At 47.9% G+C, this 13,532-nt stretch carries 15 protein-coding genes and 1 pseudogene; 11 read left to right on the top strand and 5 right to left on the bottom strand.

All coding sequences use genetic code 11. The features are described 5' to 3' along the window. Positions 1–11: 11 nt before the first annotated feature. The gene (locus M0646_RS08270) at positions 12–239 is read right to left on the bottom strand and encodes a Calvin cycle protein CP12 (protein ID WP_011057657.1); all 228 of its coding nucleotides are present in this window, start codon (positions 237–239) and stop codon (positions 12–14) included. 127 nt (positions 240–366) lie between these two features. Continuing rightward, positions 367–1,968, bottom strand: coding sequence for an NAD(P)H-quinone oxidoreductase subunit 4 (locus tag M0646_RS08265; protein WP_149819868.1), 1,602 nt, complete (start codon positions 1,966–1,968; stop codon positions 367–369). A 327-nt stretch (positions 1,969–2,295) separates the two neighbouring features. On the opposite strand from M0646_RS08265, the gene M0646_RS08260 reads away from it, so the two are divergent. The 8 genes and pseudogenes from M0646_RS08260 to M0646_RS08225 form a co-directional block, all read left to right on the top strand. After that, positions 2,296–2,637, top strand: a complete 342-nt coding sequence (locus M0646_RS08260; protein WP_149819866.1) for a cation:proton antiporter subunit C — start codon at positions 2,296–2,298, stop codon at positions 2,635–2,637. Between the two features lie 9 nt (positions 2,638–2,646). Next, positions 2,647–4,071 carry a cation:proton antiporter gene (locus M0646_RS08255; RefSeq protein WP_226972050.1) on the top strand — a complete coding sequence of 475 codons (1,425 nt, stop codon included), beginning with the start codon at positions 2,647–2,649 and terminating at the stop codon, positions 4,069–4,071. Beyond that, positions 4,068–4,457 carry a Na+/H+ antiporter subunit E gene (locus tag M0646_RS08250; RefSeq protein ID WP_149819862.1) on the top strand — a complete coding sequence of 130 codons (390 nt, stop codon included), beginning with the start codon at positions 4,068–4,070 and terminating at the stop codon, positions 4,455–4,457. Before M0646_RS08255 ends, M0646_RS08250 begins: the two co-directional genes overlap by 4 nt. After that, entirely contained in the window at positions 4,454–4,714 is a 261-nt protein-coding gene (locus M0646_RS08245) for a hypothetical protein (RefSeq protein WP_181495024.1), read from the top strand. Before M0646_RS08250 ends, M0646_RS08245 begins: the two co-directional genes overlap by 4 nt. A gap of 14 nt (positions 4,715–4,728) precedes the next feature. Continuing rightward, on the top strand, positions 4,729–5,007 hold the full coding sequence (locus M0646_RS08240; RefSeq protein ID WP_181496944.1) for a monovalent cation/H(+) antiporter subunit G: 279 nt from the start codon (positions 4,729–4,731) through the stop codon (positions 5,005–5,007). Continuing rightward, positions 5,000–5,530 (top strand): DUF4040 domain-containing protein, encoded by a 531-nt coding sequence (locus M0646_RS08235; RefSeq protein ID WP_149819858.1) that lies wholly within the window; start codon positions 5,000–5,002, stop codon positions 5,528–5,530. The genes M0646_RS08240 and M0646_RS08235 overlap by 8 nt, the downstream gene beginning before the upstream one ends. Beyond that, a complete protein-coding gene (locus tag M0646_RS08230; RefSeq protein ID WP_286625295.1) occupies positions 5,527–6,186 on the top strand; it encodes a Na(+)/H(+) antiporter subunit B in 660 nt (219 codons plus the stop codon). The genes M0646_RS08235 and M0646_RS08230 overlap by 4 nt, the downstream gene beginning before the upstream one ends. Positions 6,187–6,216: 30 nt before the next feature. After that, a pseudogene (locus M0646_RS08225) lies at positions 6,217–6,633 on the top strand (DUF2887 domain-containing protein); the annotation flags it as partial. Positions 6,634–6,669: 36 nt separating this feature from the next. Here the strand turns inward: M0646_RS08225 and hisH are convergent. Continuing rightward, positions 6,670–7,287 carry an imidazole glycerol phosphate synthase subunit HisH gene (hisH, locus tag M0646_RS08220; protein ID WP_399363219.1) on the bottom strand — a complete coding sequence of 206 codons (618 nt, stop codon included), beginning with the start codon at positions 7,285–7,287 and terminating at the stop codon, positions 6,670–6,672. Positions 7,288–7,350: 63 nt separating this feature from the next. Then, positions 7,351–7,962, bottom strand: coding sequence for a cation diffusion facilitator family transporter (locus M0646_RS08215; RefSeq protein ID WP_286625293.1), 612 nt, complete (start codon positions 7,960–7,962; stop codon positions 7,351–7,353). 533 nt (positions 7,963–8,495) lie between these two features. Here M0646_RS08215 and M0646_RS08210 point away from each other — a divergent pair. Continuing rightward, the gene (locus M0646_RS08210) at positions 8,496–9,176 is read left to right on the top strand and encodes a transposase (RefSeq protein ID WP_286625292.1); all 681 of its coding nucleotides are present in this window, start codon (positions 8,496–8,498) and stop codon (positions 9,174–9,176) included. Here M0646_RS08210 and M0646_RS08205 read toward each other — a convergent pair. Then, positions 9,159–10,064, bottom strand: a complete 906-nt coding sequence (locus M0646_RS08205) for a PD-(D/E)XK nuclease family protein (protein ID WP_286625291.1) — start codon at positions 10,062–10,064, stop codon at positions 9,159–9,161. The two genes, M0646_RS08210 and M0646_RS08205, sit on opposite strands and share 18 nt — an antisense overlap. Positions 10,065–10,404: 340 nt before the next feature. Between M0646_RS08205 and M0646_RS08200 the strand changes: the two genes are divergently transcribed. Together M0646_RS08200 and M0646_RS08195 are read left to right on the top strand one after the other, a co-directional pair. Then, positions 10,405–12,159: a hypothetical protein gene (locus M0646_RS08200; RefSeq protein WP_286625289.1), complete on the top strand. Its 1,755-nt coding sequence runs from the start codon at positions 10,405–10,407 to the stop codon at positions 12,157–12,159. A 17-nt stretch (positions 12,160–12,176) separates the two neighbouring features. Next, on the top strand, positions 12,177–13,532 hold the full coding sequence (locus tag M0646_RS08195; protein ID WP_286649509.1) for a hypothetical protein: 1,356 nt from the start codon (positions 12,177–12,179) through the stop codon (positions 13,530–13,532).

Here is a 13,532-nt window from a genome sequence, read left to right as displayed (position 1 = left end):
ACCCTCAACCCTTAGTCGTCGTAAATGCGGCACTCAGCAGCATCAGGGTTGTCATCACAGTACTGCTGAAAGGAGGTTTTGTGATCTTGCTGCTCAGCGCGTTGGTGGGCAGCTTCCGCTTGCAGTTCCTCAAGGGCATCCCAAGCGGCGGCACACTGTCCAGAGGTTGCCCCTTCGGTATCACAGATTTTGTGGGCTTCCTCGCGGGCTTGTTCAATTTGTTTCTCGAGATTACTCATAGAGCCTTTATTGAATCACCGTATTCAGTTTATGCAATCTGCCCAAGGGCAGGAATGCCGTTACTCCACTCTAGCAATGAATGCCCTGAACTGCCAGTTGGAGACGGTGCATCCCCACCCCTCACCCCTAGAGGGTGCTGTCGGCAACAGTTGCTTCACTGACTAGGCTGGGGGCGGATTGGGTCAGTTGGGCATAGAGGGGCAGATGGTGCTGCGCTACCGCCGGCAGAGCCGCATGGACATGGCTAGCGATCGCTGTCGTGGTCACATCGTAGGTTTGGGTGGCTAGCTTGGGATACATCCCCACAGCAATAATCGGCACCAACAGGGACAGGGCAATGAAGGTTTCACGGGGATTGATGTCCAACAGCAGTTTGTCAAACATATCGCCCGCTTGTTTGCCCGTAAAGACACGGCGCACCATCGAGAGCAGATAGACGGGCGTAATAATCACCCCAACAGCGGCAAGGAAAATCACTCCCACTTTGAAACTCGTGGAGTAGGCATCACTATTGGTCAAGCCCAAAAAGACAGTGAGTTCACTGACAAAACCACTCATACCGGGCAGCGCCAGCGAGGCCATAGAGGCAGCGGTAAACAGGGCAAAGGTTTTCGGCATGGATTGGGCAATACCGCTCATTTTTTCCATGGCCAATGTGTGGGTGCGATCGTAGGTCACCCCGGCCAAGAAGAAGAGAACAGCCGCAATCAAACCGTGGGAAAGCATTTGCAGCATCGCCCCATTGAGACCAATGCCATTGAGGGCACCAATGCCCAGCAGCACAAAGCCCATGTGGGAAATCGAGGAGTAGGCCAGCCGCCGCTTCAGGTTTTCTTGGCCAAAAGCAGTCAGGGCACCATAGACAATATTCACGACCCCAAGGGCAATCAGCACCGGCGCAAAGTAGATGTGGGCATCCGGCAACATTTGCAGGTTGAAGCGAATCAGGCCATAGCCCCCCATTTTCAAGAGCACGCCTGCCAGCACCATTGACACGGGCGCCGAGGCTTCACCATGGGCATCGGGTAACCAAGTGTGTAGCGGGAAAATCGGCAGCTTGACACCAAAGGCAATCAGGAAACCACCATAGGCCAGCAGTTCCAGCGCCAAGGGATAGTCCTTGAGACCCAAGGCCGCCATGCTGAGCGTAAAGTCACCCCCATAGAAGGCCATCCCTAGGCCAGCAATGAGGATAAAGAGGGAACCAACGGCAGTGTAGAGGATGAATTTTGTAGCGGCGTATTGGCGTTTGGCTCCCCCCCAGATGGAAATGAGTAGATAGACGGGCACCAGTTCCAATTCCCAAATCAGGAAGAAGAGGATGAGGTCTTGGGCGGCAAAGACGCCAATTTGGGCACTGTAGAGCGCCAGCATCAAGAAATAAAATAAACGCGGCTTCTGCTTTACTTGCCAAGCCGCAAAGATTGCCACTGTGTTGACCAGACCCGTCAGCAAAATCAGGGGGACGGCAAGGCCATCAACCGCTAGGGACCAGTTCAGGCCGATTTGCGGCAGCCAAGGCACGGTTTCCACCATTTGGATCTGGGCGGATTGGGCATCGTAGTGCTGCCAGAAAACCATTGCCGAGAGGCCAAGTTCGAGGAGTGCGATCGCTAGGGCATACCAGCGGACTGTCTTCCCCTCACGGTCGGGCAACACGGGAATGAAAAAGGCTGCCCCTAAAGGCAGCAGTGTTAGTACAGTCAGCCAAGGAAATTGGACATTCATCAGACAACCCCCCAAGGGACGAGTCCAGTAATTCGTTCAAGTGTCTGAATAAGAATATATACCTATTTGCCAAATGTTGCAAATTGTTAAGCATTTTTCTAAATTATAAAGTTTGTGACACTGATATTGACAAAAATCTATTCTATAGAGAATTGATATTGATCTGAATAAAGTTAAGATGGGGGTTGACGGGCTTAAGGGTCCTCACCGTTGGTTGCGGCGGTGCAGTTCTATAGCAACAGGCAAGGTGTAACGGCAAAGCAGAATGTTACAGTTTGTTCTAAATACCTTTGTTCTAAATACCAAGGTGTCTGGGGGTGGGGTCTCATGATTTTCTTAGAAGCCAGTGTTTTTGTCACTATCCTCGTCGGGTTTCTAGCAACGATCGTCAAGAAAAACCTGCTAATGAAGATTGTGACGATGGATGTCATGAGCACCGGCGTAGTGGCTTTGTTTGTGGTCATTGCCACCCACAGTGGTCTGGTCACGCCCATTGCCCGTGGCGGAGCCTTTGATGCTGCCTATGCCGACCCCGTACCCCAAGCCGTGATTTTAACCGCAATCGTGATTGGCCTTTCGATTCAAACCCTGATGCTGGTGGCGGCAATGAAGCTAGCGCGGGATAACCCGACTTTAGAAACCCCAGAAATTGATCAAAAGTATCTGTAGGAAGTGGCAATGACGGCGCTGGCGATCGCTTGGATTTTGTTGCCTTTTGTGGCCGGCTTAACCCTTTATCTGCTGCCCCCCTTAGCGCGGGGTCTGACCCTAGCGATCGCCCTTGTTTCCCTCTGTGTCGGCTTAGGCATCACCATTAACCAAGTCAACACTGCGTTTGTCCTACTCGATAGCTTTGGCATTTCCCTGAGCATTGACCCCCTCAGTGGCTACTTTATTGTCACCAATGCCCTCGTCATTTTGGCAGCACTGTTACATACGTGGCAGGAGGGTTATAAAGCGTTCTTCTATGTGCTGCTGTGTCTGCTCCACGGCTGTGCCAACACCGTCTTTATTTCAGCGGATTTCCTCAGTCTCTACGTCAATATTGAGGTGCTGGGGATTGTTGTCTTTTTGTTAATTGCCTATCCCCGTAGCGATCGCCCCCTCTGGATTGGCCTACGCTACCTGATGGTGAGCAACGTGGCCATGCTCTTTTATCTAATGGGGGTGGCGCTCGTCTATCAGACAAACCATACCTTTGCCTTTAGTGCCCTGATGCAGGCACCGCCAGAGGCTGTGGCGCTGATTTTGATGGCATTGTTGGCCAAGGGCGCCATTTTCATTAGTGGGCTTTGGTTGCCCCAAACTAACGTCGTTGCTGCTCCCATTGTTGCTGCTCTCCTAGCCGGCATTGTCGAAAATGCTGGGGTGTTTAGCCTTGCTCGCGTCAGTCTGCTCTATAGCACCATTGCCGATATTGTGCGTCTGTTTGCCCTCGCCTCAATCTTTTTTGGCTTAATATTTGCCTTGGTGGCCGATGATGTACGACGGATGCTCAGCTTTAGTACCCTTGGCCAATTGGGATGGGTGATCATTGCCCCACCGGCAGCGGGTTTGTATGCCCTGATGCACGGCTTAGCCAAGGCCAGCCTTTTTTTGAGTGTGGGGGAACTGCGCCACTATCGTCTTAGTGAATTGCGCCAAGAGGGTCTGCCGCGCCCAGCGGCGATCGCCCTGATTATTGCCGGTTATGGCATTGTCGGTGTGCCCCTCCTTGCTGGATTTCCCGCTAAGGCTTTGACCCTAAGTTACCTTGACCCGTGGCAGCAGGGACTGCTCTATGGTGCTGGCTTTTTAACCGCCACAATTTACAGCAAATTCCTCTTTTTGCCTCGCTATCCTAGCAAGACCCCTATGGGCTATAGTGCCGCCACAATGGTGCTCTTGGGTGGGCTATTTCTGGCCAATGCCGGCTACATGGAAGCCTACAGTAGTGGCATGAGTTTGTTACGCGCCTTTTTGCCGCCCTTGGTGGGGTGTGGCCTAGTGGCTTTGGGGGTCTCCCGCTGGGAATCGCCATGGCGAGGGGCTTGGGAACGTCTAGAACATCTTCTAGGGGTGATGCTGTTACTCTTACTTGGCTTGGTGGGGTTAGCGCTATGAATTATTTGAACTTTGCCCTGCGCCTAACGATTTGGCTGCTGCTGACGGCGGACTTTGGCTTGGTCAATCTGGCGATTGGGATTTTGGTTTCGCTCCTGCTGCCCCAAGGGCGAGGGGGGATGGCAACACTGCGGCAGTGGCTGAGTACCCTAGGAAAAGTGGCGATGGCTGTTCCCCGTGCCTATATTGAAGCCATTGAAATGATGGTGCGTCCCCATCGCCATGAAGCGATCGTCCGTGAACCCGTTGATCCTACCCGTGCCCCCGGTCTGATTTTTCTAGATATTTTTACGATTACCTTCACCCCCAAGACGATCGTGCTGCACTACGACGAGGAGGGCTGGTTTGAAGTGCATCAACTAGTGGAGCGCAGACCCGAAAAATGACGGCCTTTTTAGTCATCATGCTGCTGATTCTGGGCATTCCCCTCTATGCTGCTTGGAAGGGGGAGCACATCTGGTCGAAGATGTTGGCCTTTGCCAGTATTGCCACAAAGGCAGCCATTATGATCTTGCTGGTGTCGGTGCAGCGGGATGATTGGATGATTGGCATTGTGGGGGTGATCATCCTTAGTGTGGGCAATGGTGCCCTGATGCTCTTGGCGCAGATTCTGCGGCGACTACGGGATGTCGCCAATCTTTAGGGAGGGGGTCAGTGATTTTACAGTGGATTAGTTATGCCTGTATTAGTTTTGGTCTCTTTCTTTGGCTGTGGGGAACATGGCCGCTGGTGGGTCGGCGATCGCCCCTCTATAAACTGCATTTTTTGTCAGTCTCCGATACCTTAGGTTCGATGGCAATCATGATCGGCGTCTTGCTGCGCATTCCCCGCGAATGGCCACTTCTGGTCTTGGCGTTGATCTCCCTCGCCCTCTGGAACACCATTCTGGGCTATGTTTTGGCCTACTGCTCCCAAGGGGAGGACACTGATGGATAGCTGGTTCATTGCTGTCACTGCACTCTTGCCTCTAACAGCTCTGATGCTGGTGTTTCAGGAGAATCCCTACCACGCCCTTGTCATTCGCGGCATTATTGGTGCGGTGGCGGCTCTCCTCTATGCCATTCTCGGCGCTGCTGATGTGGCACTGACCGAAGCCCTTGTGGGAACAATGCTCTCAATTATGCTCTACGCCGTTGCAGTACGCTCTTCCTTGGTGCTGCGATTGGGCATCTTAGCTTCGGCACTCTCCACCGATAGCTTGGATCATTTACTGGCAGCCATTCGTGAAGCCGTTGCTCCCTATCATTTGCGTGTTGAATTAATTATTTATCCCACCTTTGAGCAACTTAAAATAGCGCTCCGCGATCGCGAGATTCATGCCCTATGTGCTGAAGAAACCACTCAATTATTAACGATGACCCGTGTAGCACGCCTTTACACCATCCTCAAGCCCCACCTCACCAGTCTCACAGAACTCGTGTATTACCCCTTGCCCAGTGAAGAGGAGTCAGCGACATGATTTGGCTCTATGGCATTGCGGCAGTGCTGCTGCTGGTGAAAATGCTGATGATCCCCACCCTACCTGCGGTACCAACGCTTCCCATTGTCGAAACCCTTGTTAACCAGAGTGGCATTCCCAATGCCGTTACGGCTGTGATTTTGCGCAATCGCCTGTACGACACCATTTTTGAAGTGGTGGTATTCACTCTTGCCATCATGGGGGCACAGTATCTACTCAGCAATGAAAAACCCCTTGGCCACGTTAGCCGCTTTAATGATCAGCCCTCGATTGTTTTGGCAAGATTTGGCGCCACCATTTGCTCCCTTGTGTGTATTGAGTTGGCCTTGCGGGGGCACCTGAGTGCGGGGGGTGGATTTGCGGCTGGCGTTGCTGGCGGGACGGCGATCGGGCTTGTGGCCATTACCTCAGCTCCAGAATGGCTAGAGAGCATCTATCGTCGCTTCCATGCCGCCACATGGGAAAAAATCTCCGTGATTGTTTTCATTCTCTGCGGTGCCAGCCTGTTGATGGGGGTGGCCTTGCCGGCGGGTCAGTTTGGCACCCTCCTCAGTGGTGGCTGGATTCCTTGGCTGAATATCCTCATTGCCCTAAAAGTGGCCTTGGGGTCGTGGGCGGCAGTGCTGACATTTATTCGCTATCGCGGCCTGCTTTAATCCATGCTCCCGTGATATATTCCCTAGCCCATGCGCCGCGACTCCCTCTTTTACCAACTGTTTGCTCAACTGCCTCAGACGCTCTTTGAGCTGCTCGGAATTGACTATCCTAGAGGCTACCGCTTTGACTTCGTTGAACTCAAGCCAACCGCCTTCCGCATTGACGGTTTCTTTGTCCCCCCTGATCCCTCAGGAGTGGTCTATTTTTGTGAAGTCCAGTTTCAAAGAGATAATACCTTCTACGAACGCTTCTTTGCTGAAATCTTTCTCTATTTGCGTCTGTATCGCCAGACCTTCTCTGATGGGCAAGCCGTGGTCATTTATCCCAATCGATTACTTGCGCAGCGGAGTCAGCCAGAAACAGACCTGAAGCAGCAAGCCATAATAGAGTTAATCATAACAACTGTCCTGTACAAGTTCACCACACTAAGTCGCGAGGAGGTGCTGATGAGGTGATTCACAATTATTGTACTGGATAATATCTCATTCTTGATTAAAATGGCTATACTGGTGTTTGACGAGAGTGACAAAGTTGCGCAGTAGTTGCAGGCCGATCTTGCCCGACTTTTCGGGGTGAAATTGACAGGCAAAGATATTGTTGCGGGCGATCGCGGCTGTGACAGTTTGCTGACCATGACGGACGGTGGCGGCCACAAGCTCTGGATCATCAGGGGCGACAAAGTAGGAGTGGACAAAATACACCCAAGGGGTTGGCGGTAAATTCTGCCAGAGGGGACAGGCGGGTTGCGTTAGGGTGAGTTGGTTCCAGCCGATGTGGGGGATTGTGAGGCCGGGTTCAGACTGAAAGCGTTTGACTTTCCCCGCAAAAATACCAAGGCCGGGTTCTCTGCCTTCTTCGCTGCACTCAAACAAGACTTGCAGACCCAGACAAATCCCCAAAAAGGGCATCCCCTGCTGAATCACCCGCTGAATGACAGGCACCAGTTCCCGCTCGTGGAGATGGGTCATGGCGGGGTCAAAGGCACCGACACCGGGGAGAACCACGGCATCCGCAGCACAAATGTCACTGGCGCGATCGCTCACTAAGGGCGTTGCCCCCACGACATCAAGGGCTTTACTCACGGAATGCAGATTGCCCATATCGTAGTCAATGATGGCGATCGCTGGTCCGCTCACAGGAGACTTCCCCAAAAGTAACCCTACTTATTCTACAGGGGTGTTCATCACCGCCTGCCTTGCATCCCGCACAATACGAATTCCTCCCCAGAGCACAAGGCTGGCGATGCCAAAACCCACAATCAAATCAGGATAAGGGGATCGAAAGAGGGCGACCAGCCCGCCGGCGATAATTACGCTGACATTGGCAATCACGTCATTTTGGGTAAAAATCCAACTGGCGCGCATGTGCACCTCCCCTTGCCGATGTTTGGCAATCAAGTAAAGGCAGTAGCCATTGGCCACCAGTCCAAGGAGAGCGATCGCCATCATCCAATCGGCCTCTGGGGCACTACCGCTGACAAAGCGACGGATCACATCCAGCAAAATTAGGGCGGCTAGGGTTATTTGAAACAGGCCACTTAGACTTGCTGCACGGGTTTTCTGCTTGAGCGATCGCCCCACGGCATAGAGGGAGAGGCCATAGACGAGAGCATCGGCCAGCATATCAAGAGAATCAGCAATCAAGGCAGTGGACTGGGCAAGGACGCCAGTAATCACCTCCACAAAAAACATGAGCACGTTGATCAGCAGCACAATTCGCAGGGTTTTGCGCTCCGCCGCATTTCTTGCTTCGATGTGGCAACCACAATCGGACATGGGCTATTCCCAAACGTATCTAAATATCATGACTGAAGTAGCTATAGGGTTGCTAGACCTCGAATAGCACAATTGTTTAGCTAGTCAATGAAGATGTGACTTGCCGTACAACGGTCAGAGTTATTCTTTTAAATTAAACTGTCACAATTTTTGACGCAAAGTGGCTTTAACTAGCAGCTACAGCTACTTAGGGTACTAACCGGTATTCGATAATACAACAATAACATTGGCACTTTGATTGACAAGTAGGTCTGATTGTCACTTGATACGTTAATTTTTGTTGCAAGATTCAATATTTCTGCCTCAAATCAGATCATTTGACCATAGAATTTTTCTAGAACATCTTTTTTCAAGTGTTAAGACTGTATGACTCAGTAACACCAAGCTCTATACTGGTCAACTTTTGGGGCTATGCAGAGGTAGACTATAATGCAGAAGTGTTGAAAGGTAGTTTGAGAGGCTAGAAAAAAGGGAAGAAATGTCATATTCTTCCCCTAAAAGAAGAAAAAACAATCAACTTACTATACTATAGTATGGCATCTTTTACAACTCTTGTCAAGTCCATTCTCAATCGGCTCAGCCCCTGTGACTACCCCGTGCTGAACTCTCAATTGTTCTTCAAAATCTGGTTGACCTACGTTCTCGACCAAGGGTTAACCAGTATGAGAGCCTTATTTTATCGCTTGAATCATGCAGGGATTACAGTGGATATGTCCACGTTTTCCAAAGCCAACAAAACTCGGACAACCAGCTTATTTGAGGGGATTTACACTCAACTGATGTCTCAAGCTCAAAAGAGACATCGTACTTCAAGCATGACGCTGTTTCCTATCGATTCAACCATCATTACCCTGACCGGTAAACTCTTTTGGTTCTATAAATATCATCAAGTGAAGTTACTTACGGGATTTGATTTAACAGAGAACATCACGGGTAAAGCGGTAATTTCTTTTGGGGAGAGACATGACCTGAGCTTTCAAGAGGAGATTCTAGAAATGATCCCTGAGAATGCTGTTGTAATCATGGATAGAGGGTTTGCGAGCTGGCAATTTTTAGAGCGACTGAGTGAGAGGAAGTGCCCATTTGTTGTACGTATCAAGAATAACATGAGAATGAAGCTCAATCATGAGAGATATCGCGTGGTTCAATTTTTTGACGAGAATCAAAGGGAGTTTCGTATAGCGACAAAAGTCTCCTTACAAGCCCTCCACTGAGTCGGCATAACTATAGAGTTCAATCCCTAGCGCCTCAGCCACCGGTCGTGCGCGTGGATCAACCATTGGCGAAATCACAATTTTGCGGTCAATTTGGCGCTGGTGATGCCGCGCATAGAAATTCACCTTACGGTCAAAGATATACATCCCTGCCTTATCAATAGAAGATTTGATTTCACAGGCAATGGTTAAGCCATTTTTGATAATCAAGTCTAGCTCCACCTGATCAGGGCGACCAAAGACTTCACCCTCATGGTCGTAGAGGGTTAAGTTCAAAACCTCAACCCCAAAGGATTCCGTCAAAATGCCCGCGAGGGCGTTGCGAAAGCTGGTTTCTGAAGCAATTCCCCAGCGAGCACCAAGGGCTCCAATTGTACTGTCAAAGCGCTTGTCAAGACGCCGAATCTCTGCAAGTTGCTCATGCCACCTGCGATCCTGTTCTTCCCAACGCTTGGCCTGTTCTTGCCAGCGGCGGTCCTGTTCTTCCCAACGCTTGGCCTGTTCTTGCCAGCGGCGGTCCTGTTCTTCCCAACGCTTGGCCTGTTCTTGCCAGCGGCGGTCCTGTTCTTCCCAGCGCTTGGCCTGCTCTTGCCACCTGCGATCCTGTTCTTCCCAGCGCTTGGCCTGCTCTTGCCACCTGCGATCCTGTTCTTCCCAACGCCGGACCTGTTCTTGCCACTTGCGGTCTTGTTCCTGCCAACGGCGTGACTGTTCCTCGCGATCGCGCTGTAGTTCGCTGAGGATACGGTCAAACTTGATATCTGCCTCACGGCGAGGCAGAGAAACGTCCAAGACCATGCGCAGGATCAAATCTCTCAAGCTGGGATCTTGAGCCACAAGCTGCGGTAGCTCACGCTGAATGAGCGCAATAATTTCCTCTCGCTCCATTAAAATTAGCTACTCTGAAACCTGTAACCCTATTCTAAAGATTTTCGAGTTCGAGGTCATTGCCCTGCTGCCCTTAAAGGAGTCTGAGGAACTGGATCTAGCTGAAAAATGGTAGGGGTAAACTGTTTATTTACACATCTTAAAGGAGGAGCGTGACCGGTAAATTTAGGTCAGTTTTAATGATAGTAGCCAGCGAAGGAAAACCCGCATGGAATCTTCAAAAGAACATCAAACTATACCATTCTTCAGTCTACTCTCCATTTGCAACTGGAACTCAGTCGTCGCTGCTCGATAGTGCATTGGAGCTTTGATTGGCAGCCAGAGCTACTGGTCACTTAGGATGTTAATTTTTCTTGCAAGATTCAACACTTCTGATCCTGATCGTATGCTAAACTTCTCATATCATCAAAATTCAGTGACGGCGAGGATGAGCAATTATTCTGACTGGAATGCGTCTATCATCAGCTACTTCACCCAGAATGTGCCATATGGTACAAAAATCTACCTGAGCCTTGATGATGATACCTTAGGGAAAATTGGCAACAGTTTCAATCGCGACTGCAATCATGAATCATGGGTCACAAATTTCTGCCAAGCTGTGAGGGACGTCGTAGTAAAGGGTGAAGGAATAGACTTAGAGACTGTATCAGGCTTAGACGATTGGGGCTATCCGAAAGGGGTTGCTTTTTTAGGAATTATGGTCTTGGCGGCAAACCAAATGGCAGAAGATGAAGACAGTAAGTTAGACGAGACTAATTACTTCTCTAGGTTTCGGCAGATATTAAATTTACCTAAAGATGGGCAACCCAGCAGGCCAAAGGGATTACACATAAAACAAAATGAAGATGCTCCCGAGAAAGTGTTATGGGAAACATGGAATAGGTGGTTGCTTGAGCAGGGCTTCATTCCAACTGCTAAAGAAGGTTCTGGCAAGCAAAGAAAATACATCAACTATCCAATATCTCAATCATTACTTCGCAATACAGACAAGGATCGATTAATAAGACTCTTTACTAAAAAGCAATGGCAAACAAGATGGGATGAGCAAACATTATTTGCGAAAGTGGCTAGTGAATACTCAACATTTACTCAACATCTCAAAAAGTTAATAGATGATCGTAGTCGCTATGAATCAGTAGCTCAGGCAATTCATGAAACTTATGAAGATTGGCTGGCGAAAGGATCACCAAGCACCTTAACTGGTGGAACAAAGCATAGAGAATGGAGTCACCAGTTGTACACGGGGATATATCGCACTGAAGATTTTCTGGGAAATATTGAGTACTACCTGTATCCAAAGCAACAAAAAGGGCGATCGCTTGGTTCATTAACAGTAGAAGTCAATGGAGAACGATGGGATTTACGAGAAGATAGAGCGGGCTGGTATTTACCGATCGGACAACCTTTGTCGAGACAAGAAATATCCCAAGGCAAAACATATCAGATAAATCCCAATACCCAAGTTGAGAAGCTAATTTTACCCAAGCGAGACTTTTGGATATTAGTACCCGATCCAGATAACCCTGAATCAGGGGTATATGCAAGCTGGAGTAGTCCAAAATTGGGAGAGCAGTTTATTATCCTTTTTAGGGAATCATTATTTACAGATTTACAAAGATTGAGAGATGAAAACCTAATTCAATGGGAAGGCGATCGTGATACAAAATATCTAGTTTTTGGTGATAACTCAGATTGGTATGAGGTTTATCAGTGTCAAGTCCTTTCTAAAGCATGGGATGCAGTATTTATTCAATCAGCAGAATTGAAAAATGAACTACAACCGAAAACATCGCTATCTATTAGTTTTTCAGGAGGGTTAAGAGTACCCAAGAAGAATAATACATGGATCAGTGATCATCTCCCACAGGTAACAGTATTTGCATTTCATCCAACCGTTGCGGTAGAGATTACCAACATTACTACCAACGAAACGGTTTACTCTGATCAGTCTTTTTCAACTAATCAACGGCATTCAATTCCCAATTTGACTCAAGGTAGTTTTATAGTTAGTGCCACCTGTTCAGGGCAATCTGCTCAGGGACTAATAAAAGTTGTAACATGGGATGAAATTGATTTTACAAGTTTTAGTGCTTAATCAGCAAGGAGTTAGTCATGACCCAATCCAGACAAGAGAGAATAAGTAGACAAAGATTAGTGAGATGGTATATGGGATTTAAGCAAAGGACAAATAAATTAAAACCCGAACAGCTAATCGAAGTTATATCTAGGTCAGTTCAGTCTAGAAATCTTGTACAGTACATACCATTATTAAGAATCGAAAAAAAACCAAAAGGGGAATATTACTTTTTTGTTGCCATTGAGAGCATAAAAATGGGGGATATTCCATCTGAAGTAGATAGTTTTATTAAAGACTTAAAGGAAATTTTTTTTAATTTTCCTGTTGACAAGAAACGCAACCAATTTACTATTGACGATATTAAACCAATGGTTGGGGCAGCACATGATGTCCAAGATTACACAAATCCTATTCCATACCGATCGCAACAAAAAATTATTCGTGAGAGTCCTTTAGACTTGGTTGATAGTACAAACACTCAAAACCTCAGCGATGAGCAAATTAGACAATTCTCAACTAAGCATGAACATCTGCTTTATTGGCTATCTGCTTCAGGAAGCGGCACATGGGAATCCTTTAAGAAAACCTGTGAAATTCTTGATCTCCCTGAGCCAAAGCGCATTTTAAGGCGGCTAAAACTACTGAATCATTTAATTACCTCTGATAATGGCTCTAAATGGCAAGTTAATCCGCCCTCTTTAGTACATGTGGGTACTGATTCTGAACCTAGCGATCAGACTTTTTTACTTCATGGTCAGCGTAGCCATCGCTTTTTACAGAGGCTTAGAGAATTTGGATCACTAGAGGAAAGACATCAGCCAAGAGGGGAAGCACCTCGCAGAATTGAGGTAATTTTACCTAGTCAAATTACCATTGAAATTCTAGCTCAAAAAACTGGGTATTCTATTAATTTAGCTGAATCCCCAAGTATTCTCAGTCTTAATGATTGGCAGAATAGTTTGAATAGAATTGATGGTGTTCTCCCTTTTAATTTTGATCTAAAGAGATTTGATGGAGCAAACTTTATTAATTGTATTTTCCAAAATGAAACGGGATTTTATCAGTTTTGGACAAAAGACTCTAGACAGCTTAGATATAGTTTTTTCTACAATCAAAATACACAATCATGGTTACAAGGTGATTATTATGGATTAAGATTTTTGGCAATTTTATCGCTTGGGCAGAATGTTGAGTTTTACTACGATCGCCAAGAAAAAACTTTGGCAATTCCTATATCTCAAAGGTTGCCAGAGATTTATGAATCTCATTTAGTTATGGCATCTGGCATGTTACCTACCTACCGAGATGGCTTCTTGATTTATAATAGAATTAGTTCACGGCTGGCTAGAGAAATTTCAAAAGCTCTCAAGATTACACTAACTGAGCAGTAG

It is taken from the genome of Thermosynechococcus sp. B3 (assembly GCF_030323045.1).
Taxonomy (GTDB): domain Bacteria; phylum Cyanobacteriota; class Cyanobacteriia; order Thermosynechococcales; family Thermosynechococcaceae; genus Thermosynechococcus.
This window is presented reverse-complemented; position numbering and strand designations above follow the sequence as displayed.